We start from the raw sequence: 26,046 nt of genomic DNA, 5'->3' as shown, positions 1-26,046 counted from the left end.
CGCCGCGGCCGCCCGCCTGGAAGGACCAATGACGATCCCGATAGCGGCTGATCCCCGAACCACAATCGCCGTCACCTAGGGAAATTTGGAAGCCCATTCTCACGGAAAGTTCGCTGCCCGTTGACACGCATCCCTCGCGCTGGGCCGCGGTGACCTCGATTGCGGCCAAGTTTGGCTGTACGCCCCAGACGCTGCATGAGTGGGTCAAGAAAGCCGAGGTCGACAGCGGGCAGCGGGCCGGCGTTCCGCGCCGATACCGCCGAGAAGCTGCTAGCCGGGGGAGAACCGAGAGCTTCGGCAGGCCAACGAGATCCTGCGCAAGGCCACCGCTTATTTTGCGATGGCGGAGCTCGACCGCCGGTCCAAGCCATGATCGCCTTCATTGACGATCATCGAGGGGCGCATGGTGCCGAGCCGATCTGCAAGGTGTTGCCGATCGCCCCCCGACCTATCACGCCCATGTGGCCAAACGGCGCGATCCCGCCAAGCTGTCAACGCGGTGTCTCGTTGGACTTCTCACGGCCCGGCAAGCCAACCGACAACGCGTTCATCGAGGCCTTCAATGGGCGCTTCCGAGCCGAATGCCTCAACGCCCACTGCTTCCAGTCCCTTGCGGATGCCCAGGAAAACGTGGAGACTTGGCGCAGATAGCGTAACGAAGAACGGCCCCACGGGGCGATCGGCAATCGGCCGCCGATTTTGCTGCAAAACCACGTCGGCGCATCCAGCTCGCCAACGGGATCAGAGCGCAAAACTTTAGTTCTGGCTGCTCCAAACTTCGGTCTCGCTACAAGTGCGCCGAGGCCCTAACCGCCGCTGGATGAAAACTCAGTGGCGGGTCAGCGGGGAACAAGAGCGCCTTCAATCTTCAAACCTCAGGTTCAAGGCGTGGTCTCTTGGAGCGCGTTCGGAACTATCGTCCTCGACCTCCACCAAGTGATGTAGAGAACAATTAGCCAAGCTACAGGCAGAAGCATCAGCATCGATGCTATTGCCGCAATCGTCGGATCGATCTCATGGCGTATGTTTTCCCACATCTTCAATGGGAGAGTGCGGATCGCAAATCCGCTGACCAGAGACGTTTTGACAACCTCATCAAAAGAGTGAAGGAAGGCAAACAGGGCCCCGCCGATGACGCCTGGCCGGACCAGCGGCAGCGTCACTTTCGTAAAGGTCTGCAGCGGATTGGCCCGCATGCTCTTCGCCGCCAGCTCCAAGCGCCGGTCGAAATTTGCTAGCGTCGCTGAGACGATTACGACGACATAGGCTGTAGCACCGATGCTATGTGTCAGGACGATGCCGACTTGTGTGCCGATGAGGCCAAGCTTGAGCAAGCCGAGGTACGCGGCGATGCCGACAATGATGCTCGGAATGGTAATGGGAGTGAGGAGCGCCATTGTCGAGATACTACGTAGCGTCGAAGAGGCGCGACTAAGGCCATAGGCTGCAAGCGTACCAACAACAGTCGAGAGAAGGGCGACGGCGATACCGATCTGGATGCTGGTCCATGCAGCGTCGGTCCAGGACGGATTGTCAAAGAAGCTTTGGTACCAATGGAGCGAAAGGGCTGCCGGCGGAAATTGTAGTGATGGTCCTGCGCTAAACGACATGACGATGACGACAAGGCTCGGAAAGAGCAGGTAGAACATGACAAGCGCGACGAAAGACGCACCAATTATCCTCCATAGATGCTTGCTGCCAACGGCTTGGTAGAGCGTAGCCGCCCAACGCTTTGCCCGATACAGGGTAGCAAGCTCTTCGAAGTAGCGGATCGACGGACTGAATGAGGGTAGCCAATTCTGCTGCGGAGACTTCCATCTTTTTGTCGCGGCTCGACCTTGAGCACCAGAAAGGTCCAGCCCAAAAATGGCAAGCATGACCACGGCAAGCCCCAGGAGGATGAAAGCTGAGGCGGCAATACGCCCCAAGTCCAGAGAGGTTTCGACCTGAGTTGCAATGAAAGTCGATAGCATGGCGTCGCCCAACCCGCCCAGGGCGGCGGGCGTTATATAGAAGCCAAGACAGAGGACGAAGACCAGCAGCGAGCCGCTGCGGACGCCCGGCAGACTAAGCGGAAAGAATACGCGCCAGAAAGCGGCAAACGGATGGGCACCCATGCTACGGGCAGCGGCAGTGAGGGACTTATCAATGCCTAGCATGACACTGACCAGAGGGAGAACCATGACAGGAAGCATGATGTGGACCATGCCGATGTAGACAGCCATGCGGTTGTAGATGAGCGATATGGGGCTAGAGATGAGTCCGAGGTCGAGCAGTAGATTGTTGATCAAGCCGCCATCGCCAAGAATTATGATCCACGCGTAGGTGCGCACCAGAAAGCTGGTAAGATAGGGAATGACCACGAGCGCGAGAAGTACCGTACGCAAGCCCTTCGAGGCAGCTGCGATTAGATAAGCCATCGGATAGCCAATGATTACGCACATGGACGTAGCCACGACGCTTACCTCGACGGTCTGCAGGAGCACGCGCACATTCGCCCCGCGACTGAAGAACGCCTCGTAGTTGGCAAGCGAGAAGGCCGGCGCATTGAGGCTGGTCAGAAATAGCAGAACGGCCGGTATACCAAAAACCGCGAGCAAAATGGCAAAAGCCGGAACGGTAAGCGCAATGGTTATCTGGCCAAGCTTGTGGAGCATGTTGATTAGCCTTATTCTCTTGTCGTATTCGCTCTGGTCCTAGGCTCTGACGAACCGTACATCGGAGCGAAGCCATTCAAGCCGCGCCTCTTCGCCCGGCTGGAGAGCCCGTCGCCCCGATGCAACGTGCTCGCGCACGACAAGCACTGTGCTAGCGACGCGCACATGGTATTTCCTCAGCGGGCCAGCATAGATCATGTTGTCCACGGTTCCCTTGACGGACTGACACTGGTCCGCATCGACGCGCTTCGGCGCGTCAAGTGGGGCGACGCAGATTCGCTCTGGCCGAATCATAGGAATAGTGCCCTCCGGCTGCGGGGCGTCGGATTCGATCATAAAACCAGCCTTATCAAGGATATTCGCCTCGCCCAGAAACTTCGCCACGAACTTCGTGGTGGGCCGGTCGTAGATGGCCTCCGGCGTGTCAGTTTGCTCGATCCGACCGGCTTGCATGACAACGACACGGTCCGACAGCGTCAACGCCTCGTCTTGATCGTGCGTAACGCAGACAGTAGTGATGCCAAACTCTTTGTGCAGGCTCTTGATTTCGGTCTGCATTTGCTCGCGCAGGTTGCGATCAAGCGCGCCGAGCGGCTCGTCGAGCAGAAGAATCGGTGGATCGGCTATCAGCGCGCGAGCAAGTGCCACTCGCTGTTGCTGCCCCCCGCTCAGTTGCGACGGCATACGGTTGTCCAATCCATTGAGATGCACACGCGCTAGAATCCGATCGACGCGCTTTGCCCTCTCGGCAACTATCACGCCGCGCATTTCGAGCGGAAATTCAAGATTTCGGCGCACGGTGAGGTGCGGGAACAGCGCGTAGCTCTGGAAGACAATACCCTGATCGCGTCGGTAGGAAGGAACAGCGGCGACGGATTTTCCAGCGATAAAGATGTTGCCCTGATTTGGTGTCTGAAAGCCAGCGAGCAGCATTAGGGCTGTCGTCTTGCCCGAGCCGCTAGGACCAAGAATTGTCAGGAACTCGCCGCGGCGAACGCTCAATGAGAGGTCCTTGACTGCGGTAACTGATCCGTACGTCTTCGTGACGTTCCGAAATTCGATCTGAGCGAAGTGCACGTCTTTCTCCATCGCTTCATTGCCGGCAATGGGAACGAGAGGCGCATTCGCCGGCCCATCAACTAGATCTTGATTGTCGAAACGGTTAGGCATGCTGGCTCCATCAACATGGAAAGCGGCATAGCGATCGACGAGGTCCGTCGTCGCCATGCCACATAGCCTCAAAGAGATCCAGAATTAGCTAAGGATCCACTCGTTCCAGCGTTCGCGGAGCCTGTCGGAATTGGTTTTCCCGTCGGCCCCTCGCTCGCTGTACCACTTCCCGTTCATGACGATGCCACTGGCCAAGTAGTCAGGATGGCTAGGAAGCTTACGGGCAAGCTCCTCAGGCAGGAGCTTGAATGCGTTCCGATTGGTAGGACCTTCCGGCCAAAGCTTTGCCAAAGCAGCCTGGCGCTCGGCGCGGGTAGCGAATTCAATAAACTTTTGAGCCTTCGCGGCATTGGGGCTGCCCTTTGGGATGACCCAACTGTCCCACTGCAGCTTGGATTGACTACGGTTCATCTCCATAGGCGCGCCCCGGGAAATCACCACACCCGTTCGTCCGCTATAGGATTGCATAAGGTCGGCTGCCTTATCTGTCATAATCTGCTGAATCTCGGAGCCGACAGTCCACCATTTCCGAATGTGCGGTTTGATTTTATCCAGACTGGCGAAAACGCGATTTATGTCCATGGGATAGATCTTGTCCGGAGCTACGCCATCCGCCAGCAGCGCCTCCTCCCAAGGCCCCTCACCCCCATATCGACCTGAGACCAAGGTCCGTACGCCAGGAAATGTCTTGGTATCCCAGAACTCAGCCCACGTGTTCGGTCGCGGTTTTCCCGCTGGATACTTCTCGGTATTGTAAACCATCACGTAGGAAAAGATCAGTTGCCCTACCCCAAACGGGTGTTTGACAAAATCAAAGAGGCCATCCACCTCCTCCTTCTTAAAGCTGGAATAGTCGATTGGCTCGAGCAAACCTTTCTCGCCACCAATGATGGTAGCGCCCTGAGTCATGGGAGCAACGTCAACCGTCACGTTTTTGTTGGTCACCATAAGCTCGAGCTGCGCAGAGCTAATTTGGTCGGTGATCGGGACTACCTTGATCCCGGTCTCCGCCTCGAATGGCTTCACAAAACACTCAATGTATGTCTTCGCTATGTCCCCACCATAGACCACGACCCGCAGCTCGTCCGTTGTCGCCGCCACGGGACTGCCGGCGATCGAATTCATGGCGCCTGCCAAGACGGCGGAAGAGCCGGCTTGCAGGACGCGTCTGCGATTCATCAATAGACTCATGCTTCGCTCCCTTAGTGTGATTGCGTGACGTTCGGAATTTGAATCATTTTTGTTGCGTGAATATTAGGAGTGTTCAGAGCCGATTTTCTTCAATGTAGAGGCTTATTCAGCTGGAAACGCCCATTGATTTGCACGATTGCGACGCTTTTAGGCTTTCGCCCCTGCTTCACGGAAGCAAGGCACCGGTATCTCGCCATCCGAAGCCGCTCAGTGGCCGTTAGGAATTCCATAAGAGCTCTTCCTTGCCACCGCTATCGAGCAACGTGAGCTTTCTAGTCATGAACGCTGCAGGTAGTGACTGCCACCCCACTCACGCTCGCTGCGGCCGGATCATAGCGAATCATCTCCTTTCCTGAGCGTCGTGGTCACGCGTATTTTGTTTCCTCCATTCCTCGAGTCACCTCCGGCCGACTCAAAGCGCCGAGCGCGCGGGTCTTTGAACCGGCCCGGGTTTGCCGGAGGCCATTTGGTTTAAGTTATGCTGCCCTGGCCGGTTGTTCCAGCATGGTGTAGCAGCGTTGCTCAACTTCGGGCGGCGGTATGTTGCCGATGGGCTCGAGGAGCCTTCGGTTGTTGAACAATCCACCCATTCCAGGGTTGCGAGCTCGACGGCCTCGAAGCTGCGCCACGGCCCGCGCCCACTGCAAGGTGTTGCCGATCGCCCCTCGACCTATGACGCCAATGTGGCCAAACGGCTCGATCTCGCCAAGCTGTCAACGCGCGCCAGGCAGGACGCCGCGCTGAAGATCGAGGTCGGCGTGTCGCTGTGATGCACGAGCCCGCCGCCATGGACCGGTCGACGAATATCGCCAACCTCTACGTGGCCGCAGGGTTCAATTCATGCGGTATCGACTCTTCTGGTGGCGGTGGCAAAGTAATGGCCGAGTGGATGTCGACTGGCGTCCCTGTCGGTGACTATTGGGAAATGGACGTGTGGCGAGCCATGCCCTTCCAGCGCAATCGGCGATATTTGCGCGATCGAACGGGCGAGGCTGTTGGCAATCTTTGAGCCCTCCATTGGCCTCACAAGTCACCCGCGACGACTTCTTGTAGCGGCTCAGCAGCGCGCTCGCCGCCTCGTACAGCGCGCGGCGCACGTCGGCGTCGCGGGCCATGCTGATCCGGCCCTGGACGTCGATCGAGGAGCCGGACTGCCAGCGTCGCGAAGTCCGGCCAAAATAGGCTGCACGTCGCGCGGACCTTGCGCCACTCGCCCTCCCGCGTGCGGTTCAAATCGTAGAAGCGGCGAAGAGATGCGATCGCCGCGTGTCTTTCACCCGCGACTTGTGTCTACGCTCGTAGAAGCAACACAACGACGCGATTTGCCAAATTGCGATTCGTCCCAGCTTTAAGGCTGTCGTTTGACTGCAGCGGCAGCGACTCTGGACGATGCGATCGACAAGCAACATTCATTGTGTGGACAAATGAGCAGCCAGACGGCCGTCCGCGGCTAGGAGGAGTGCCGAAACTCCTTGCGCAACGTTTCAGAATGGGCTCCGCGAGCAGGAACCGGTCGCGACACCGGCGCTATCTCACCGTCAAAAATCGCGCCCGGCGCGATCACGTCGACATGGCCTGCTGGCGTTGACACAGGTATTCGACGGAGATGTGGGTGCTTGGCTACGTCCTCTATCTGGTTCAGCCGTCCGTACGCGAGTCCGGCGGCTTCCAGCTCACGCATGGCTTCGTCGCTCGGCGTTTGAGCAAACCGATTTACCACGATTTCATCCAAACTGGTCCTGTTGCGGATACGGTCCATGTTCTCGGCAAAATCGGGGTGGCGGATGAGTTCCGGTCGTTTGAGGAATTTGGTGCAGAAGTTGACCCATTCGCGGTCGTTTTGAACGGAGAAGATGACGTCCTTGCCGTCCGCACAGCGGTACGCCCCATATGGCGCGAGAGATGGATGGTTCACGCCCGCGCGCGCTGTATGATAGGCGCTGTAATCGAACTGAAGAACCGGAACGTTCATCCAGTCTGCGATGGCGTCAAATAGTGAGACCTGAATGGCCGTTCCTTCCCCGGTTCGCTCCCTAAGGAGCAGCGCCTGCAAGATGGCGTTGAGAGCGGTCATGCCGGCCGAAATGTCACATACGGAGACCCCGACGCGCGCTGGGCCCTCCGCTGTTCCGGTGATCGCGCAAAGCCCGGTCTCGGCTTGCACGATCAGGTCATACGCTTTGAGATGCGACAAAGCACCGCCATAGCCGAAGCCGGAGATGTCACAGGTGATCAACCGGGGATGGCGCTTCCGAAGATCCACCGATCCAAATCCAAGTTTCGTGATGCTGCCGGGCTTGAGATTTTGAATGAAGACATCAGCCTGAGCGACCATCGCTTCGAGGACTGCACGATCTTGCTCGACCGTGAGGTCGAGGCAGATGGATTCTTTTCCGCGGTTCAACCAGACGAAATATGCACTTTGGCCGTGAACGAGCTTATCGTAATTTCGTGCGAAGTCGCCCTCAGGGCGTTCGACTTTGATGACACGAGCGCCGGCATCGGCGAGGCGGGACGACGCATAAGGCGCCGCTACCGCCTGCTCGACGGCAACGACGGTAATACCTACTAACGCCGTCCTCATACGGACGCCCCTCCGACATTCTGACGGGAGTTCTGCGACCGGCGGTAGCCAAGAACGGAGAGCAGTCTGCTCTGCTCATTTCCGACGATCGAGATGCCCTCGTCAACGCCCATCCCAGGTCTTGCGAGCATCATGTCGGCCTGTGTTGCCACTGCAATGTTAACTGCCGCCCTTGCCGACAAATCCGTTTCCGTGCAGCTCCCACCCATATACGCGCCCACGCCATTCTCCTTGCAGACCAGCACGGCCCTGGCGGAGTCAGCGATCGAGCCCACGTCAGGCATCTTGATCTGAATCAGATGAGCCGCTTTTGCTTCGGCGAATAGCCGGATGTCGTCAAGCGTGTTGCATTGCTCGTCGACGACGACGCGGGCTTCGGTAGCGCGGCTATCGAGAAGTGCGACGATCTTGGCGTACTCCTCAAGCTGAGCTTCCGTTGATCCAAAGTCCGCCGGGCATTCAATATGAAGTCGGTATCCCGGCGCGTCATCCGCAACGCGCGCAATGAAATCGGCAATCTTCTGCGCCTGCATTCCAATCTCGAGGCCGATCCAACCGTAAACGTCGAAATGCAAAACGGGATGATATCCAGGCTGGCCGATTTCTTTCGTGCGTTTAACGACCCATTTGACGAACTCGCGAAACTTCTCCCCGGAAGGACCGAACTTCTCTCGCGAGTTGATCAAGCCATGCGGAAGCACATCAACCGACTTGAGAATCATCTTATCAACGTTGATTTCTCTCGAATCTCCGCTCTGAGCGTAGATCGGGACTGGCTTGTCGGGTAAAGGCAGGCGATATTCGGAGCAGATCACCTCGGCGAGCGTAGTCCGGCCAATATACGCAGCGGCGCGAAGTAAAGCTTGGCTCACACCATATTCAACGGCGAGAGGTAGGCGCTTGCCCTCATAGTGTGCGAGAACACGGTTACAAGAGCCAAGGAAATTGGAAACGTCGCCAGCGAGTAGCCGCGGGATCACAACGGATCTCGTGAGTGCTTCGACTGTGTCGACCTGAAAGACCGGCTCGCGACCGCCCGCGCCTGAGTACTGCACGTTCATCATGTCACCCCACACGATCGTGTCGTCTGACATGACGAGGCCGATGCTGAGCGACCGCGATGGAATGCGGATGGTCGGGAAACCGGGCGTCAGAGGCGCACCCAAATAACAAAAGCCATCTTGAGCCGCGCCGGCGCGTATTGCAGCTTGATCGTCGTAGAAGAAGCTTCCGTTCCCTGGAGCCAGAATCACATCTCTTATGGTGGGAGAGTTTCTCATTGCGCACTCTATCTAAGCGCAGCCATCTCGACTGCCATTCATCCCGATAAACCAAGGCCTTACATCACTTATGGCAAACTGGCCTTCGAACCTCCGGCCGCAGATTCAACGAGCAGCCTTGGCCTTCGGCGCTTAGGCGACTTCGATAAGCATCTGGATATTGCAAGCCACTCGTGCTTTAGAAACGGTTGGCTACTGCTCCAGAAACGAGTCAGGGGCAGGACAGTGATCTTCCTGTTTTGTCGCTCATGCCACGGAAGCGGCTGTGACTCCGTTGACGAGCTTCAGGTTCTGAAAGGCCCTCACCCCTTCGACACCACCTTCGTAGCCATAGCCGCTCTGTTTGATTCCTGCGTTTGGTGCATCCGCAGATACGCCCTTGAGGTGGTTCACGCTGATGGCACCCGCCGCAAGGCTGCGGATCATGCGCTTCTGAATCTCGAGAGATCCGGTGAAGAAATAGGCAGCAAGGCCATATTCGGTGGCGTTCGCTTCATCAATTGCCTCATCAATCGTATCGAACGGGGCAACCGTGAGAATCGGCCCGAACGGTTCGTCATGAAGAATCTGTGACTCGGGGTGGACATTGCTTAGAATTGTAGGCGCCCAATAAAAGCCCGGTCGATCAATGCGCTTACCACCGGTTTCAATCTTCGCTCCGCGATTGACAGCATCCCTGGTCAGGCGCTCCATCGCTTCAATACGCCTCGCATTCACCATTGGCCCCATATCCGTTCCAGGATCATCCGGCGCGCCGACTCTGATCTTTTCCGCCGCGCGGACAAGCGTGGCCAGAAACTCCTTGTAGATTGATCTCGCAACCAGAATCCGACTGGGAGCGTTGCAGCTTTGACCTGCACACTCAAACTTGTATTCCGATATTGCCCAAGCGGCCTTCGAGATATCCGTGTCTTCAAAGACGACAACGGGAGAGTGGCCACCGAGCTCTAGCACGCAGCGCTGCAGATTGCCGGCAGCAAGCTTCGCGAGCTGTTTGCCAACCGGTGTAGAGCCGGTGAACGACAACGCTCGGACAACAGGCGAAGCGAGCAGGTGCTCCGAGATCATCGGTGGATGTCCGAAGACCAGACTTACAACACCCGGCGGGACTTCCGCCTCCTCTAGGGCCTCGAGTATATAGACCCCAGCACTCGGAGCCTCCTCCGCCGCTTTCAGGATGACAGGGCAGCCGGCGGCAATAGACGCGGCAAGTTTTCGGGCGTTGAGGACTGCCGGGTAGTTCCAAGGCGTAAACGCAGCAACTACACCAATCGCTTCTGGTACGATCCGCCGCTTTTCGTCTATCGGAAATGGAGCAGACAATTTCCCTGCCTGAGCACCATTCCACTCGAGCATTTCGACTGCGCGGGCGTACTCACCCTTGGCTTCGGCCAGCGTCTTGCCTTGCTCCTTTGAGAGTGCCGCCGCCGCAAACTCGATCTTTCCTCGTAGGATCCGCGCGGCACGAACGAGGAGCGCTCCCCGTTCGGCGGCCGGAGTATTCGACCATCGCCGCAGACTCGCCTGTGCAGTCGTTAACGCATCGTCAAGATCCAACGCGGACGCGACGGCCACTCGGCCGAATTCCCGCTCGTTGGCAGGATCGATGATGGGCAAATCGGTGCCGTTTCCGCCTGAGCGCCACGCTCCGTTGATGAAGAGTTTGTAGTTGATGCTGTCGGACATAAGTCTCTTGCCGCTCTGCCGTTCGGTGTCTTGGTTGATTTCTTGGCACGATGCCCAATACCGTTACCCCTGGAAAAAGGCCGTCGCCGGAAAGATCCATGAGCGCGTGAGACAATCCGATGATGCTCACAATCGGCTTTCAGCGCAGGAGCTTTTCTTGAAAATGGCGGCCGCAACGTCTGCGGCCACCACTCTTTAGCCTTTCTTAGATTTTCTCACTGTCGCGAACGAGCTCGTCCATGATCGAGCGGATAGCACTCTCGGCAATTGAAACGATTTCATCGATTTCAGCCTTGGTGGTGACGAGCGGCGGGGCGAAACCGAGAATGTCGCCGTGCGGCATCGGGCGAGCGATCAGACCCCGGTCGCGGGCCGCCTTGGAAACGCGGGCACCAACTTTAAGAGACGCATCAAACCGCTTCTTCTTATCGCGATCGGCAACGAACTCGATGGCTCCCATCAGTCCGACCCCGCGCACTTCCCCGACAATCGGCAGCTGCGCGAATTTCTCCTTGAGCTGGGCTTGGAAGTAGGCGCCGACTTCCCGCGCATTGCCAGGAAGATTCTCTCGTTCCACAATGTCAAGTACGGCGTTTGCCGTAGCAGCTCCGATGGGGTGACCCGAATAGGTATAGCCATGCGAAAATGCGCCGACCTTGTCAGCGCCGCCTTCGAAAACCTTGTAGACCTTGTCTCCGACGATCGCTGCGGAGAGCGGGAAGTAGCCCGAAGTGAGCCCCTTCGCGATCGTGATCAGGTCGGGCTCGATTCCATAGTGCTCCGAGCCAAACATCGAGCCAGTGCGACCGAAGCCGGTGATTACCTCGTCGGCGATCAAAAGAACGTCGTGCTTCTTGAGCACAGCCTGGATTGCTTCCCAGTAGCACACCGGAGGCGGCGTGATACCGCCCGTGCCGAGCACCGGCTCGGCGATGAAGGCGCCCACAGTGTCCGGACCGAGACGCTCAATGAGCTGGTCGAGCTCAGCGGCGCGACGCGCCGAGAATTCGCGCTCGGTCTCCCCAGGATCGCAGCCCCAGTAGTAATGCGGGGCACCAGTGCGCACAATCTGCGACAGCGGAAGATCCATATAGTCATGGTAGAAGCTCATACCGGTCATTGAACCGGAAAGGACGCTGCAACCGTGATAGCCACGCTCGCGCGCGATGATCTTCTTCTTTTTGGGCTTACCTCGAAGATTGTTGTAGTACCAGACGAGCTTCGCCTGCGTCTCATTGGCATCCGAACCGGACATGCCGTAGAAGACCTTACTCATCTTCCCCGGGGCCATCTTGACGAGACGATCGGAGAGGATCGCGAGCTCATCCGTCGTATGCGCCGCGTAGCAATGGTAGTACGCGAGGCGATAGGCCTGACGTGAGATCGCTTCAGCGACTTCGGTTCGACCATAACCTACATTGACGCAGTACATGCCGGCGAAACCATCGATGAGCTGATTGCCGCTGGCGTCCTGGATTCGGATACCCTTTCCGGTTTCGATGACCGTCGGCTCGCCAAGCTTACCGGTCGCAAAGTCCTTGAGATGCGTGAAAGGATGCAGAACGCTGTTTTTGTCTTTTTCACTAATTTCTTTGATGTTGATTGCCATTGTGCACCACCCTCTGTTCAAGCTGCGAGGTTCGCGAAGCGAACGTATTTTGGCTCAACGAGACCGCACGTTGAGTCTTGATGGACGAGACCAGCCGCTTCCATCAGTACATGGATGGATATCGGCCAACCAACTTTGAGGCGACGATCGCCCCCACACCTATACTCGCGTAAGTTCAGGCGCATGAATCGGGTCGAAGTCGCACACAAGACCAAGGCGGCGCGCCCAACGCCGGACTCGTCGGCGGCCGCAATGCGTTTCCGCTCATCACCGAGGCGAACGATGGCGGCACTTCGAACGCCGCTTCCCTTGCAAACAACACACCTTCACTCACGCCACGAGCACGACATCCGCTGCGACGGATTACTCCGCGCAGCCTTACTCCTTCCGGCGGCGCGGGCACCGGCTGCTGGATAGTTTGAAAGACCATCTGTAAGTCCGGCACGCCCTTTTGTTGAAATGCCTATGCATTCAGGATACTGATGTGACGCACATATTTGCGTCGTATCTCCTGACGTTCGGAAGATTTCCTGCAACGTACAGGCAGTTGGCGCTGCGATTCACCCCAAGGCTGGAGCCGTTATGCAGTATGATCGAACAGACGCCCGCATCCTCGAGATCGTGCAAAAGAACAATCGTCTAACTTCCGAGGTGATTGGCGAAATGGCAGGGCTTTCTGCTACTGCATGTCAACGACGCCTGAAGCGGCTTCGTTCAGACGGTATCATTGAGGCCGATGTCTCGATCGTCTCGCCAAAAGCTGTAGGAAGACCTCTTCAGATGCTCGTGCTAGTGAGCCTCGAGCGGGAGCGCACGGATATAATCGATAGATTCAAGAAGGCCATCAAATCGTCAGCTGAGGTCGTGAATGGATTTTACGTCACCGGCGATGCTGATTTTGTCCTGTACGTTACAGCGCGCACCATGGACGATTATGAGCAGTTCACGCGTCGCTTCTTCTATGAGAACCCAAACATCAAGGGTTTTAAGACGATGGTTATTGTAGACCGTGTAAAGGTTGGCTTTGCAATTCCAATTGAGTCTGCAGACGATTGAGTGAGCTGGACTCGACATCTTGCTCCACAGATGGACCCGTTTGTGCGCGTTTTCACCGCTCACTCGCATAGAACGCGAAAAACCGGCTTTCTCGCTGCTGTACTTTCCGCTGCTATCGAGGGTCTGAGAATTCTCTTCAGATTTCGCGGGTAGCAGTGAGCGTCAAACAAGCGAGGATCGCGCCCCATCCGTTGCGACACAAAGGTAGCGACATCACACCGAATCATCGTGACCTCAATGTCACGTTCACGACGTCATGCAATCGGCCTAAGCGTTTTTCAACTGAAGCGCCTGACCCGGCAGACGAGCGTATTCGGGCGCCGCGATTCTGTTCCAGTCACGGGACATCATGGCACTTCTTCCGGACGATGGCCCAACTCCGTCCAAGCAACTCACAAGTCTCGGTTGCGTCCATGCTCACAGCGAGAGGTCACACTCACGCTGCGCGAGGAGACAAGTACCAAACAGATTTGCCCGAGAACTGTGGCTCTTTGGCGCTGCTCCCAAACGCAAATGCCCAAACGGAATTGGGAAAGCACTTGAGCAGTTGGTTGCGGTCAAGCTTGGCGGAACAGATCTGATCCGGAAATCATGCGGGAAGGGGCGAGGTCGAGAGGAATGATCGATCCATCCAGGCCACAGACATTCAGCTCCGACGGGATCATCGTTCCATTACGCTTTCGGACCTACCGACGCGTCTGGCTCGCCAGCTTGCTCGCCAATTTTGGCATCCTGATGCAAGGCGTCGGAGCGGCCTGGGCAATGACTCAGATGACGTCGTCCGCGGACCAGGTCGCGCTGGTGCAGACGGCGCTTCTGCTGCCGATAATGCTGATTGCAATGCCAGCTGGCGCTATTGCCGACATGCACGACCGTCGCATTGTCGCTCTGGTTGCGCTCTGGATTGAGCTTTGCGGCGCCATCGCGCTAACCATAGTCGAATGGTCGGGCTTCACTACGCCGACCTTGTTGCTGGTGCTTTGCTTTGTTATGGGCAGCGGCATGGCATTGAGGGGGCCTGCCTGGCAATCCTCTGTCAGCGAGCAGGTGCCGCCCGCCACGCTGCCGGCTGCGGTTGCGCTCAACGGGATCAGTTACAACATTGCGCGCAGCTTTGGGCCCGCAATCGGCGGTATTGTGGTTGCGACCGCGGGCGCCGTTGCCGCCTTCGCGCTGAATGCATGCTTCTATCTGCCGCTGCTGGTCGCACTGTTCCTTTGGAAGCGCGTCGCCGAGCCGTCGCGGCTGCCGCGCGAACAACTGAGCCGCGCCATTGTCTCAGGCGTACGCTATATTACCAACTCGCCGTCAATCAAGATCGTGCTGACGCGCACGTTTTTGACCGGTATGATGGGCGGTTCGATTTCGGCGCTGATGCCGCTTATTGCGCGCGATCTCTTGCATGGAGGTGCGCAGACCTATGGCGTCATACTTGGCGCCTTCGGCCTTGGAGCGGTTGTGGGAGCGGTCTTCATAGGCGAGGTGCGCAAGCGAATGAGCGGCGAGGCAGCGGTGCGTGCCTGCGCCCTGTCGATGGGGAGCGCCATCGCTGCGGTCGCCCTGAGCGATAATTCGATAATCACGGCGGCCGCTCTGCTGTTGGCAGGCGCGGTGTGGACGACGACGATGACGCTGTTCAACATTGCCGTACAGCTCTCCGCTCCGCGTTGGGTGGCTGGCCGATCGCTTGCGGCCTACCAGGCTGCAATCTCGGGAGGAATTGCGATCGGCAGCTGGGTCTGGGGGCGCCTCACGGATGGCGCCGGTGTTGAGGTCGCGCTGCTGGCTTCCTCGGCACTCATGCTACTCTCTCCACTCCTAGGACTCTGGCTTCGAATGCCCCCCATCACGGCAAGTGAGCAGGATACCGAGTCGCTCGCCGATCCCGAGGTACGGCTAACGCTCACCGCTCGGAGTGGCCCGCTGGTAGTCGAGATCGCATATCGCGTCTCGCAGGAGAATGCGCGGGCCTTTCACAACGTCATGCAGAATGTGCAGCTATTGCGACAACGCAACGGGGCCTATGGTTGGTCGATTGCGCGTGACATCGCCGACCCAGAACTATGGATCGAGCGCTATCACTGCCCGACTTGGCTAGACTATTTGCGCCAGCGCAATCGCTCGACTCAGTCGGAGCGCGCGCTAGATCGGCGCGCTTCGGCTTTTCATGTTGGTCCTGACCCGGTACGCGTCCGCCGCTTGCTGGAGCGCCCATTCGGATCAGTGCGATGGAAGGAAGACGTGCCCGACCGCACTGCGTCCGAAATGCCGCTCGATGATCCTAAACGTGGCGGCAGATAGCGTTAGTCCTCCGCTGGAGCCAGGACATCTACGGTCCAACCGAGGCGAAACTCTCGGTTGCAAGGCTCTCCGCAGCGAGAGAACCTGATGCGACGACGCGTGTGCTCAGACGTCGGACACCGGGTACGCCCGGTTCGCCGGTGTGTTCAATCAACATCCCCGGAACAAGCTAGCCATCTGTGAACGTGCCCGGCGCCGCTGCTCGGTCCTTAACGTGGAAGGATTGTGAACACCGGCACCGATGGCTTTAGCGCAGGAGAGTGCCGGTTTGGTGCGTACTTGATGTCTGCTTTCCGTATCCGTGCGGTGAAGGCCGCGTTGCCGAATGAGGCGTGTTGTTGAGTACTGTCCTTATGGACATGTGTGGACGCCCCCAATGATGCAAGAAGAATCTTTGGAACGAGCAAGGAGCGCGGTCGGGTGCTGACATGTGTCCGGCCTCTGATGCGGCCGTTACGTGCCGCCGGCCCGCATGGGAGTTCGCGGAGCGGGTCCAATTCAGTGATGCGCGCTCGGGGCGCGTGTCCATAACCTGGTTTTCCCGATCCCGTCTCTGACCTTTGCGCCATACTCTCCGTTCGACCTTCTCGCACCGCGGGTAGCAGTGAAGCTAGCCCGCCATAGCGGGAGCTCGATACGTTCCGCCTCTTGCCATCAATGCCCAGACTATGCGCGCCATCTTGTTGGCAAGCGCCACAGTCACCAGGATGGGTGGCTTACGATTCAGCATGTTCATGAGCCATTGGTTAGAAGAGCCCTTGAGCCTTGCCCATCGCACCGCAGCACTTGCGCCGATGATCAGTAGTCTGCGCAGTGTTCGCTCACCCATTCGAGAGGTCTCGCCAAGCTTCTGTTTTCCTCCGGTTGAGCGCTGCAGCGGTGTTAGACCGAGCCAAGCTGCAAAATCGCGGCCCTTCTTGAAGGCCTGAGCAGTCGGGGCTAATGCAACAAGCGCTGTCGCGGTAACAGGTCCTATACCAGGAATAGTCATCAATCGCTTGGCTTCCGTATCCGCTTTAATACGATGGGCAAGTTCTTGGTCTAAACGTGCGATCTTCTCATCCAGGGACTGCAACAGATCGACGAGCAATTGTAGGATCGATTGGGCCATCGTGGGAGTATCTGCTATCCTTTCCAGGAGTTTGGCGACGTGACACGGCCCCTTTGCGACGACGATCCCGAACTCAGCCAGATGGCCTCGTATTGCATTGATGACCTGGGTTCGCTGGCGAACCAGTAGAACGCGAGCACGAAATACTAGGGACGCTGCCTGTTGCTCCTCTGTTTTTATTGCTACGAAACGCATGGTTGGCCGCTGTGCGGCTTCACAGATCGCTTCCGCATCGGCTGCGTCGTTCTTTTGCCGCTTCACAAACGGCTTGACGTAAGACGGTGCAATGAGACGAATCTGATGCCCCAATTTTGCGATCTCTCGCCCCCAATGATGGCTGCTCGCGCATGCTTCCATGGCGACCGTAGAGGCCGGCTGCGTGGCGAAAAACTTGAGTACCTGATCCCGTCGCAGCTTCTTGCGGAAGACCACGGCTCCTGAAACGCTCGAGCCATGTACTTGAAACACGTGTTTCGCAAGATCCAGCCCAATTGTACCAACTCCTGACATGGGAACCTCCGTTTCGAATGATGCGCGGCGCCACTTTGCCACAATGAAGCTGTGAGGGGGCGTCCACCCCATCAGTGATAGGCGCAGTGCCCAAGTCGAAGGGCTTGAAGTGGTGGACACGGGCCGGCGACTGCGCTGGTCCGAGGATGAGAAGCTCAAGATCGTCCTGGAGAGTTTACAGGCGCCGCGTCAAGTCGCGGCAACGCTGTTTCGCGCTCATTGTTTCCGCGATGGCGACGGTCGCTCGGCCTGAGCCGAAGGATGCCGCCCATCAACCTAGCTTCGTAACGGAGATGGTGGTCGCGGAATCAGCGCCGGCGCCTTGTCCAGTCGCGCCGGCAAGCAGCGGCGGATTGATCGAGATCGAGTTTGCTGCCGGGGTTCGGATGCGGATCACGATAACGTACAGAGTCTTTCGCACTTTCAGGATTGACGGCTTCTTCTAGAATGAAGGGGCTTTGAATGAACGATGGGAATGCCATGGGTCAGGTGATCCAAATTGATGAGGCCCGGATTCGAGATCACCTGGGCGAGATGGTCCGCGGGACGGTGGAAGAGACCCTGAACGCCATGCTGGAGGCCGAAGCGGACCAGCTGTGCGGGGCTGGGCAGTATGAGCGCAGCCCGGCCCGGCAGGACACACGGGCAGGCAGCTACGAGCGAACGCTGCACACCAAGGGGGGCGACGTCAATCTGAAGGTCCCGAAGCTACGGCGGCAAACCTTCGAGACGGCGATTATCGAGCGCTACCGGAGGCGGGAGAGCTCGGTCGAGGAGGCGCTGATCGAGATGTATCTGGCCGGAATTTCGGTTCGGCGGGTCGAAGACATCACGGAGGCGCTGTGGGGCACCCGGGTCAGCCCGAGCACAGTGTCGAACCTGAACAAGATCTATACCAAGATCGAGGCGTGGCGGAATCGCAGGATCGAAGGCGAGCATCCATATCTCTATCTCGACGGCATCGTGATGAAGCGCAGCTGGGCTGGTGAGGTTCGCAACGTCTCGCTGCTGGTGGCCTCGGCGGTCAATGCCGAGGGGTTCCGAGAGATCCTCGGCTTCTGTGAGGGCGCCAAGGAGGACAAATCCGGCTGGTCATCGTTTCTGCGGCATCTCGTCGATCGCGGTCTCAGGGGCGTGCAGTTGGTTGTTTCCGATGCGTGCCGAGGTCATGTCGAAAGCGTTGCGGATTATCTGCCGGAGGCCCGCTATCAACGATGCATGGTGCATTTTTATCGCAATGTCTTCAGCCACGTGCCGTCGACCCGGGTCCGCGAGGTGAGCCACATGCTCAAGGCCATTCATGCCCAGGAGAGCCGCGCCGCGGCCGACGACAAAGCCAGGACCGTCATCGCGGATCTGCGGGCAAGCCGTATGGCCAAAGCTGCTGATCTCGTCGAGCAGGCGGTTCACGAGACGCTCGCCTACTATGCCTTTCCGGACATCCATTGGCGGAAGATTCGAACGAACAATCCGCTCGAGCGCATCATGAAGAAGATCCGGCGACGAACCCGTGTCGTCGGCGCCTTCCCCGACGGTCAATCCTGTCTCAACTTGGCGGCGGCCCGGCTGCGGCACATTGCCGGAACCGCGTGGTCGACCAAATGCTACATGAACATGCGACCGCTCTATCAGCCACAACTCTCTGAAACCGGAGCCGTCGCTGCAGCGAGACCGAACTTTGGACCAGCTAGAATTAGAGTTTTGCGCCTCTGATCACGTTGGCGGGCTGGTAGCGCCGACGTGTTTTTGCAGCAAAATCGGCGGCCGATTGCCGATCGCCCCGTGGGGCCGTTCCTCGTTATAGTATCTTCGCCAAGTCTCAACCTTTTCCTGGGCGTCCGCAAGGGACAGGAACCAATGGGCATTGAGACATTCGGCCCGGAAGCGCCCATTGAAGGCTTCGATAAAGGCGTTGTCGGTCGGCTTGCCTGGCCGTGAGAAGTCCAGCGTGACACCGCGCTGGTAGGCCCACAAATCGAGGTCGCGCGACACAAACTCGCTGCCTTGATCGACGCGGATCGTGGCAGGGATTCCCACTTCATTGCAAAGCCTTTCCAGAACATCCACGACATCGGTGCCGCGGAAGGTGAGCCGCGGCTCCAGCGCCGGCGAGAAGCGAGAGAAAATGTCGATGATCGTGAGCACCCGGAGCTTGCCGCCGGTTGCCAGCTGGTCATGGACAAAGTCCATCGCCCAGATCTCGTTGACCCGCGTCGCTGGCCGGCGGTCATCGCGCAGCTTGGCCTTGACCCGGCGCTTTGGCGATTTGTTACGCAATTGCAGGCCCAGTTCGCGATAGACGCGGCGGGTCTTGTTCTGGCCGTGACGCCATCCTTCGCGGCGCAACAGCACATGGACACGGCGATAGCCGTAGCGGACGCGAACATGGCAGATCTCCTTGATCCGAGCTTCGAGGGCCGCCTGGCCGGAGCGACGAGATTTGTAGTGATAGGTCGATCGATCGAACTCGAGGGCCTTGCAAGCCTTGCGGATCGAGACCTGCCACTCACCGCAAACCTCATCGACGAGCTTGCGCTTCCGACCAGGCTTCACAGCTTTCGGCGGATCACGTCCTGTAGCATCTCCTTGTCGAGCGATAGGTCCGCCACCAGCTTCTTCAGCTTGGCGTTCTCGTCCTCGAGCTGCTTCAACCGGCGCATCTCGGTCGGCAGCAGTCCGTCGTACTTTTTCTTCCAGTTGAAATAGGTCGCCTGGCTGATCCCGGCTGGGACCCCGTCGTTGCCCTGCTTCAGGATAAACGCCTTCTGGGCGTCCGAAAACTTCGAGGCCTTCATCGTTGTCCGCTTCTCCCAGCCGAGGGGATTTACGCAGCGCAACTCTAGCCAAAAATGGTCCAGTTTGCCGGTCTCAGATCATCGCCTGATCAAAAGTGCGAAACATTCTGGACAATACCCGGATCCAGGCACCGTCGACGCGGCGATGCTGAAGGCCGCGGTCGCGGCACTGGCCGATGGACGGCGGTGATGATATCCATTGTGTCGGGCGTGCGGGTATAGATTGCGACCGCTCACACCGATATGCGTCGCGGCATGAACTCGCTGGCCTTGCTGGTGCAGGAAGCGTTCACGTGCGACCCGCACGGCGGCGACCTCTATGTGTTCCGTGGCAAACGCGGCAAGCTGATCAAGATCCTTTGGTACCATTGCACTTGATACGGAGTGCTGAGGATCCACCTATGAGGAACGCAGCCAAAGTGAGTTCAATTGTTATGGACGTCGCTTTCGTCGCATCGCTTAGGCTTGATGACGTTTTTACGCGCCATATACCTCAATGCGCAGCAATCCGGCGACGTGCATCGAATAGCCTGCGGGCACGACACTGGCCTCAAGGTCGCGCCGAGCGCAATGAGAAGGATGCGCCTGCACAGATTGGCTAAACGGCTCGCCGGCGCTGTGACAGCGTTGTTTGCCGGCAGCGCGGTGGCAAATTCCGCCAACTGCCCGCGGCAGTATGCGCTCGGCACATCGCGCGTGCTCGCTGTCGATGCGGAGACCTATCCGCGCGTGGGGCTGGGAAGCTTTCCAGAAACCCTTCCTCTGGCGGACCATGAGGTCGTCCTTACCTTCGATGATGGACCACGGCCCCCGAATACAGAAAAGGTGCCGACGGCACTCGCGCAGAAATGCGTGCGGGCCACGTTCTTCCTGGTCGGCAGGTCCCCCGCAGCATTCCCCGAGCTCGTCCGCCGCATTGCCACCGAGGGGCACACAGTTGGGCACCATAGCTGGTCGCATCCTATGATGTCGAAGATTCCGCTCGAACAGGCTACGGAAGATATCGATCGAGGCATTGCGGCCGATGAACTGGCGCTCAACGGCGTCTCGATCACAACTCCGTCGGCAAATTTCTTTCGGTTTCCCTATTTCGACTCGCCCCCTGCGGTGCTCGACCACTTGAAGTCACGCGGGATTGCTGTGTTCGGTGCTGACCTTTGGGCGAGCGATTGGGCGAATATAACCCCAGATCGAGAACTACGGAATCTGATCGAGCGGCTAACGACCGCGAGAAAGGGTGTCATTCTGCTGCACGACGCCCAGGCCCGAACGGCCGCCACGATGCCGTTCTTGCGCTACCTGCATGAGAACGATTATCGGATAGTACATCTGGTGCCGGCTGCCCCGACCGTGACGAACGCTGAGATACCCCCTTAATCCCCGCATGGTCGACTGAACGACTCGCACTTGTCGCGCGGACGACGGGGGGTCGTGAACCTAGCAGGCTAGATAGTCGGGGTGAAAGATCACGCCGACTTAGGTCAGTCGGGGCGCTAGGCGCCAGCTTCTGCTCACCATTTTCTACTTGCGAACGGCGGGGCAGAACGTTGAAAAGAGCTACATCGACTTCGCGACGAATTCGATCGGCGCCTTGGACATAGAGGCGATGCCTATGGTCGCTGCCTCGACCACGACTCTGGCGATCCGCATCGACCCCACTATGGTCATTCGCCGCAGTGTCGCGCACTTCAGCGAGCTCTTACATTCCTGTTTGCAACATTCCCCTGGATGCAGGCGCGGACATCGGAGTTTTCGTCAATCCTCCGACGAGGCTTCAACTGGCACAGCGAAACCTACCTTTACGCGGTCTACTACGACCATCGTCTTGACCGCCTTGATGTTTGGGTTCGTATAGAAGAACCGCCTGGTGAACTGCTCATAGTCCTCCATGGTGGGCGCAGTAATGTATAAAAGGAAGTCCGCGTCGCCAGTAACGTAGAATCCATTCACGACTTCAGCGGACGATTTGATGGCCTTTTTGAACTTATCGACTATTTCCGAACTTTCCCGCTCCAGGCTTACCAGCAGTAGCATTTGAATGGGTCTGCCAACCGCCTTCGGCGAAACGATCGAGATGTCGGCCTCGATGATGCCTTCCGAGCGGAGTCGCTTCAGTCGTCGCTGACACGCGGTAGCGGAAAGCCCGACCATTTCGCCGATGACATCGGAAGTCAGTCGGTTGTTCTTTTGCACGATCTCGAGGATGCGGGCGTCTATTCGATCGTATCGCATAGTTGCTGCCACGGAGATGAACTTCATTGATAAATGCCACCGGTATACAGAAAATCGACCGAATGAAGAAGAAATGCAAAGGTTTTCGACACGCCGCCTGCTTCCCGCCCCCATGAGAAGTCGCTGCGGGCAACCCCAAGGAAGCCCGTCTGGTCCCGCTGAAGTTGTGATCGTCAGAATCATCTCGGGATTGAGCACGTCAAGAAGGACACTTACGCCGCGAGCCGGTTAACGGTAAGCGCTGTTCGGTGGGGTGACGGGGTGATCTGCGAGGCTGCGGTTCGGTTTGGACCCGTTAGGTTTAGAATGGGCACAGTGCATACTACTATCACGGAGCCGGTGCGGCGGCTCCAGGTCTTCAACCGAGCCGGCCGTCGGCGGAAGTGGAACGACGAGGACAAGGCCCGGGCTGTTGCGGAGATCGTTACGAGTGGCGGCTCGGCTCGGTAACGCGACAGCATGGATTGTCGCCGCAGCAGCTGTTTTGCTGGCGCCGTCAGTTGCGAGCAGCAGCGCGCGGTCATTTCGAAGCAGAAAAAGTACAGTTTGTGCCGGCGGTGGTGGATGCCGTAGTGCCGGCGGCCGCACTTGGGCGCGAGCGCAAAGCGGTGCGCCGCAAGGCCAAGGCCGGGGTCATCGAGATCGAAGTTGACGGCATCACGATCCGGGCGTCCGTGGTGCGGACCCGACGATGATTGCGTCGATCATCCAGGCGCTGAAGGTGAGCTGGTGATCGGGCCGTCGGGTGCGGTCCGGGTGATGGTGGCGACCAAACCGGTAGACTTCTCCATGGGAATGGAGGGGCTTGTTAGCCGGCGTGCGAGAGCATGGGGGCAAATCCGTTCTCGGGAGCTGTCTATGTGTTCCGGAAGCGGGCGGATCGGATCAAGCTAGTGTTCTGGGCCGGAACGGGCCCGTGTTTGTTCGTCAAGCGGCTCGATGATGGGATCTTCCGCTGGCCGAAGTTCGAGTATGGCGTAGTACCTGTCGGCGGCGAATTGTCGGCATTGCTCGAAGGCTTCGACTGGCGGCGTGTCCACGCGCGACGAAAGACGCCGGCGCCAACGCAGCTGGATAGTTGTTGGCGGCGCTGCGGCGAAGTGAATCAGAAGCGCCAGACGCGTCGCCCTGATGGCGGCGAATATGCTCTGAATTGGGTGTTAGCGAGGCCCTGCCTGACGATCCCGAGACGTGCAAAGCTGCTTGCCGAGCGGTGCGAGAGCGAACGACTGCGTCAGATCATCAAGGAATTGCAGCGGCATCGGTTTGGCCGGCCAGCAGAGACACTGCCTGAAGATCAGATGCTGCCGGGCCTGGAGGACGTCGAGCAGGTGACAGCGTACAGCGAGATGGCGCAGGACGTCAGCGCCAGCTGAAGGCCGTGAGGTGCGAGCCGTAGGCGCCGCGGCAACCGTGACGCCTAGCCGACGCACCTGGCGCGGATCGAGCTCGTCGTTGACATTGAGAACAAGACATGTGCCTGGTGCCAGAGCGAGCTACATCGGATTGGCGAGGATAGAAGCGAGCGGCCGGACCCGGTTCGGGCGCGGTTCCGGATCCTCGTGACGCGGCGTCCCAAATACGCCTGCCCTGCTTGCTAAGACGGTGTCATGCAGGCACCGGCCCCGACACGGTCGATCGAGGGCGGACTGCCGACCGAAGCCGCCGTCGCCCAGGTTCTGGTGTCTAAATATGCCGATCACCTGCCGCTCTATCGGCAGGCCCAGATTTACCGCCAGGGTATTGAGTTTGGCCGTGGCGGACCGGGTGCGGCAGGCGGTCTTCCATCTGCGTCCGTTACATGAGCGCCTCCTTGGCAAGCTCAAGCAACGGCCAAAGCTGTTCGCCGACGAGACGACACGCGCCCCAAGACGGGTCAGCTCTGGGCCTATACGGCGGACGACCGGCCATGGGGCGGGCGCCGATCCGCCGGGCGTCTCCCATGTCTATGCCCTCCGATCGCCTGAACGCCGACCACTTAAGTGGCGGGTCGGCCGGGGTGAGCTTAGCCAATGGTCCCGAGCGCCACCATGGTGCAGACGGCGACCGGCCGACGTTCCCCGCGCGCTCCACTTGCGGCGGCGCATAGCGCGTCCTTCTTTAGCTTCAATCACTAGGCTCGCGTTGCTTCAAGCACAGCCGCTCAATGAAACAACTGCGTGCGGACCTTCCTAAGCTCTCCGTCAAAGTCTGCTTGGTACTGAGTGGGGCGCATTAAACCAGTGCGACCCGCGAACCATCTCTGGTCGGCCTCCCGGCGAGCCGTGAAACGGTCCACGCATTTCCTGGAGCAAAGAACAGTTCGCCAAGAGTCGTGGCGGATCAGCCCGAACTATCCGCCGCAGACGCCACAGCGCTTTACTGTACATGGAGGGTATTATGAGAGCTGTTGTGCATTCTCGCCTCCTGCTGATGCCATGCGGAGAGTCGCCGCGCACCGTCGTGGCGCCGCATCTCGCCCGCACGTCACGTGCGGCGTCGGCATTTCAAGTGCCTGCATCAACTGACACCGGCGCAACAGTTGACTCTGGTGTGCGCCTGCTTGGCGAAGCGGCACGCTGTATCCCCGTGCCTCGCCAGCCAAATCTTCAAGCTAACTATACCAATGTTTGCAATCCTAGTTGATGCGCGATTCGCCCTTTGTCGCTGTAATCCTGCGTCTAACTCGGATCAGTCGCCGAAATTCGACTCATCTGGCAGCGGCTGCGCATAGCTGCGATCGCCATTAATCTGTGAGACCTTTTTTTCGCTGATGGACGGGACGCGCCAAATACTCCGCGGGCTGGCGAGAATATTGACGTGTCATTCTGAGCTGCTTGAATCCGCCCAGAGAGCGGTCTCGCTGGGACTTTGGCTGTGAGCTTGCCTTGACCAGGAGTTCGGCAGACATCACCGTCCGCATCGAATCTCCCTTTACGACAGGAGGAGGAGCATATGAAATACCCGATTGGACTACTCCTTGCCGTGTTACTCCTCGGTCCAGTTCTGGCTCAGAAAACTCAGCGAGAACCTATGCTGATTGAGCAGATACGACCCGGAGTGACCTACGAGGATTGCGTCACCCGCTGCCAAAAGTGCGGAAGCGGCAAGAATCCGTACTGCATCAAGAATTTCTGCACCGGTTATCCTCACCGAAAGCCCGGCGCGGCACCGTTGCCAGTGGTCTGCCCACAGTACTCATAGGCCTGTCACAGTTGGGAGCCTCCTTAATTCGGCGAATGTCGCCGTGTTAAAGTTCCCGATGAACGCGTTCTGCATGGGCTTGCCCCGCGATGTACTGCTAGGTAGCGCGGCTCTGTATCGGCTTACGTCAGAATTGCGTTGCTGTGAGTTCGGTGTCGTTGTCGCTGACCAGCGTCTTGGGCTTCCCGCGTTCGGTGATCAGCCGGTCTAGCTCCCGCGCCACCCGGGTGCCGGGAGCAAGGGATCGGCCACCAGTGCCAGACAATGGTCAGAATACGGAAGGGACGGACGTCGGTCAGCTGGTCCGATAGAAAGTGGGAGCCTCCAACGATCGTTGGAGATCATCGGCCGCCATATCAGCGCCATAGTCCCAATTGCCCGCTTACGGCCGCCATGGCGCCGTAGCCTTGTGGTTGACCAGATAGCCCTCCCGCTTGAGCAGCATGTGCGGGCGTCGACAGCCGAAACGGCGACCTACCTCGGCGATCACCCTCTCGCGCTTGGCGTTGGCCGGCATCATCCGCCCGGGTCGCCTTGCTCATCGTCATAAAGCAGCAGCCGATGACTTTACACGCCCGCAGTTCGCTCATCCCGAAGGCTCCACGGAGATGGGCGACAGCTTTCCGCTTGGCCGCTTGCGTCACCATTAATGGGATGGTCCGCACCGTCCTCCTCCCTCAT

Annotated in this window: 18 protein-coding genes, 7 pseudogenes and 1 other annotated feature; of the genes and pseudogenes, 11 read left to right on the top strand and 14 right to left on the bottom strand. The window is 58.5% G+C overall.

Annotation, left to right across the window (positions count from 1 at the left end; genetic code table 11):
* Window positions 1-83: 83 nt before the first annotated feature.
* Both ACTEK7_RS36425 and ACTEK7_RS36420 read left to right on the top strand, forming a co-directional pair.
* Window positions 84-500: pseudogene (locus tag ACTEK7_RS36425) on the top strand (IS3 family transposase); the annotation flags it as partial.
* Window positions 328-444, top strand: a sequence feature (AL1L pseudoknot). Its footprint overlaps the pseudogene before it by 117 nt.
* A pseudogene (locus ACTEK7_RS36420) lies at window positions 499-810 on the top strand (integrase core domain-containing protein); the annotation flags it as partial. The pseudogenes ACTEK7_RS36425 and ACTEK7_RS36420, both read left to right, overlap by 2 nt.
* A 71-nt stretch (window positions 811-881) precedes the next feature.
* Here the strand turns inward: ACTEK7_RS36420 and ACTEK7_RS36415 are convergent.
* From ACTEK7_RS36415 to ACTEK7_RS36400, 4 genes and pseudogenes are all read right to left on the bottom strand, one after another.
* A complete protein-coding gene (locus tag ACTEK7_RS36415) occupies window positions 882-2,657 on the bottom strand; it encodes an ABC transporter permease subunit (RefSeq protein WP_225131239.1) in 1,776 nt (591 codons plus the stop codon).
* Between the two features lie 39 nt (window positions 2,658-2,696).
* Window positions 2,697-3,746, bottom strand: coding sequence for an ABC transporter ATP-binding protein (locus ACTEK7_RS36410; protein WP_225131276.1), 1,050 nt, complete (start codon window positions 3,744-3,746; stop codon window positions 2,697-2,699).
* 165 nt (window positions 3,747-3,911) lie between these two features.
* Window positions 3,912-5,018, bottom strand: coding sequence for an ABC transporter substrate-binding protein (locus ACTEK7_RS36405; protein ID WP_225131241.1), 1,107 nt, complete (start codon window positions 5,016-5,018; stop codon window positions 3,912-3,914).
* 476 nt (window positions 5,019-5,494) lie between these two features.
* Window positions 5,495-5,655 (bottom strand): annotated as a pseudogene (locus tag ACTEK7_RS36400) (IS3 family transposase); the annotation flags it as partial.
* A 150-nt stretch (window positions 5,656-5,805) separates the two neighbouring features.
* Between ACTEK7_RS36400 and ACTEK7_RS36395 the strand changes: the two are divergent.
* Window positions 5,806-6,027, top strand: coding sequence for a hypothetical protein (locus ACTEK7_RS36395; protein ID WP_225131252.1), 222 nt, complete (start codon window positions 5,806-5,808; stop codon window positions 6,025-6,027).
* Between the two features lie 37 nt (window positions 6,028-6,064).
* Here ACTEK7_RS36395 and ACTEK7_RS36390 read toward each other — a convergent pair.
* The 5 genes and pseudogenes from ACTEK7_RS36390 to ACTEK7_RS36370 form a co-directional block, all read right to left on the bottom strand.
* Window positions 6,065-6,220: pseudogene (locus ACTEK7_RS36390) on the bottom strand (transposase); the annotation flags it as partial.
* A gap of 248 nt (window positions 6,221-6,468) precedes the next feature.
* Window positions 6,469-7,602: a CaiB/BaiF CoA transferase family protein gene (locus ACTEK7_RS36385; protein WP_225131254.1), complete on the bottom strand. Its 1,134-nt coding sequence runs from the start codon at window positions 7,600-7,602 to the stop codon at window positions 6,469-6,471.
* Window positions 7,599-8,882, bottom strand: coding sequence for a methylaspartate ammonia-lyase (locus ACTEK7_RS36380; RefSeq protein WP_225131256.1), 1,284 nt, complete (start codon window positions 8,880-8,882; stop codon window positions 7,599-7,601). The genes ACTEK7_RS36385 and ACTEK7_RS36380 overlap by 4 nt, the downstream gene beginning before the upstream one ends.
* Before the next feature lie 246 nt (window positions 8,883-9,128).
* On the bottom strand, window positions 9,129-10,568 hold the full coding sequence (locus ACTEK7_RS36375) for an aldehyde dehydrogenase family protein (protein WP_225131258.1): 1,440 nt from the start codon (window positions 10,566-10,568) through the stop codon (window positions 9,129-9,131).
* A 205-nt stretch (window positions 10,569-10,773) separates the two neighbouring features.
* Window positions 10,774-12,177, bottom strand: coding sequence for an aspartate aminotransferase family protein (locus ACTEK7_RS36370; RefSeq protein ID WP_225131259.1), 1,404 nt, complete (start codon window positions 12,175-12,177; stop codon window positions 10,774-10,776).
* A gap of 582 nt (window positions 12,178-12,759) precedes the next feature.
* Here ACTEK7_RS36370 and ACTEK7_RS36365 point away from each other — a divergent pair.
* Together ACTEK7_RS36365 and ACTEK7_RS36360 are read left to right on the top strand one after the other, a co-directional pair.
* Complete coding sequence (locus ACTEK7_RS36365) at window positions 12,760-13,233, top strand: Lrp/AsnC family transcriptional regulator (protein ID WP_225131261.1); 474 nt, start codon at window positions 12,760-12,762, stop codon at window positions 13,231-13,233.
* Window positions 13,234-13,851: 618 nt separating this feature from the next.
* Window positions 13,852-15,534 carry an MFS transporter gene (locus tag ACTEK7_RS36360; protein WP_225131263.1) on the top strand — a complete coding sequence of 561 codons (1,683 nt, stop codon included), beginning with the start codon at window positions 13,852-13,854 and terminating at the stop codon, window positions 15,532-15,534.
* A gap of 610 nt (window positions 15,535-16,144) precedes the next feature.
* Here the strand turns inward: ACTEK7_RS36360 and ACTEK7_RS36355 are convergent.
* Both ACTEK7_RS36355 and ACTEK7_RS36350 read right to left on the bottom strand, forming a co-directional pair.
* On the bottom strand, window positions 16,145-17,155 hold the full coding sequence (locus ACTEK7_RS36355; protein ID WP_225131265.1) for an IS110 family RNA-guided transposase: 1,011 nt from the start codon (window positions 17,153-17,155) through the stop codon (window positions 16,145-16,147).
* A 308-nt stretch (window positions 17,156-17,463) separates the two neighbouring features.
* Window positions 17,464-17,637, bottom strand: coding sequence for a hypothetical protein (locus tag ACTEK7_RS36350; RefSeq protein ID WP_225131267.1), 174 nt, complete (start codon window positions 17,635-17,637; stop codon window positions 17,464-17,466).
* Here ACTEK7_RS36350 and ACTEK7_RS36345 point away from each other — a divergent pair.
* Complete coding sequence (locus ACTEK7_RS36345) at window positions 17,636-18,868, top strand: IS256 family transposase (RefSeq protein ID WP_225131268.1); 1,233 nt, start codon at window positions 17,636-17,638, stop codon at window positions 18,866-18,868. The two genes, ACTEK7_RS36350 and ACTEK7_RS36345, sit on opposite strands and share 2 nt — an antisense overlap.
* On the opposite strand, the gene ACTEK7_RS36340 is transcribed toward ACTEK7_RS36345, so the two are convergent.
* A protein-coding gene (locus ACTEK7_RS36340; protein ID WP_225148724.1) for an IS3 family transposase occupies window positions 18,869-19,950 on the bottom strand; the annotation gives its coding sequence in 2 pieces (ribosomal slippage) (window positions 18,869-19,710 and window positions 19,710-19,950; 1,083 coding nt in all). It abuts the gene before it with no gap.
* Between the two features lie 222 nt (window positions 19,951-20,172).
* Between ACTEK7_RS36340 and tnpB (ACTEK7_RS36335) the strand changes: the two genes are divergently transcribed.
* Both tnpB (ACTEK7_RS36335) and ACTEK7_RS36330 read left to right on the top strand, forming a co-directional pair.
* Window positions 20,173-20,328, top strand: a complete 156-nt coding sequence (gene tnpB / locus ACTEK7_RS36335) for an IS66 family insertion sequence element accessory protein TnpB (RefSeq protein WP_225131278.1) — start codon at window positions 20,173-20,175, stop codon at window positions 20,326-20,328.
* A 192-nt stretch (window positions 20,329-20,520) separates the two neighbouring features.
* The gene (locus ACTEK7_RS36330) at window positions 20,521-21,327 is read left to right on the top strand and encodes a polysaccharide deacetylase family protein (protein ID WP_463671693.1); all 807 of its coding nucleotides are present in this window, start codon (window positions 20,521-20,523) and stop codon (window positions 21,325-21,327) included.
* A gap of 378 nt (window positions 21,328-21,705) precedes the next feature.
* On the opposite strand, the gene ACTEK7_RS36325 is transcribed toward ACTEK7_RS36330, so the two are convergent.
* The gene (locus tag ACTEK7_RS36325; RefSeq protein ID WP_071917732.1) at window positions 21,706-22,182 is read right to left on the bottom strand and encodes an Lrp/AsnC family transcriptional regulator; all 477 of its coding nucleotides are present in this window, start codon (window positions 22,180-22,182) and stop codon (window positions 21,706-21,708) included.
* A 464-nt stretch (window positions 22,183-22,646) separates the two neighbouring features.
* Here ACTEK7_RS36325 and ACTEK7_RS36320 point away from each other — a divergent pair, with 464 nt between their 5' ends.
* The 3 genes and pseudogenes from ACTEK7_RS36320 to ACTEK7_RS36310 all read left to right on the top strand — a co-directional run.
* Window positions 22,647-22,877 carry a hypothetical protein gene (locus tag ACTEK7_RS36320; protein ID WP_249786645.1) on the top strand — a complete coding sequence of 77 codons (231 nt, stop codon included), beginning with the start codon at window positions 22,647-22,649 and terminating at the stop codon, window positions 22,875-22,877.
* Between the two features lie 132 nt (window positions 22,878-23,009).
* Window positions 23,010-23,210: pseudogene (tnpB, locus tag ACTEK7_RS36315) on the top strand (IS66 family insertion sequence element accessory protein TnpB); the annotation flags it as partial.
* A 113-nt stretch (window positions 23,211-23,323) separates the two neighbouring features.
* Window positions 23,324-24,165, top strand: a pseudogene (locus tag ACTEK7_RS36310) (IS66 family transposase); the annotation flags it as partial.
* Between the two features lie 1,197 nt (window positions 24,166-25,362).
* On the opposite strand, the pseudogene ACTEK7_RS36305 reads toward ACTEK7_RS36310, so the two are convergent.
* Window positions 25,363-26,012, bottom strand: a pseudogene (locus tag ACTEK7_RS36305) (transposase family protein); the annotation flags it as partial.
* Window positions 26,013-26,046: the final 34 nt, after the last annotated feature.

Source organism: Bradyrhizobium sp. JHI2711 (assembly GCF_056156565.1).
This window is presented reverse-complemented; position numbering and strand designations above follow the sequence as displayed.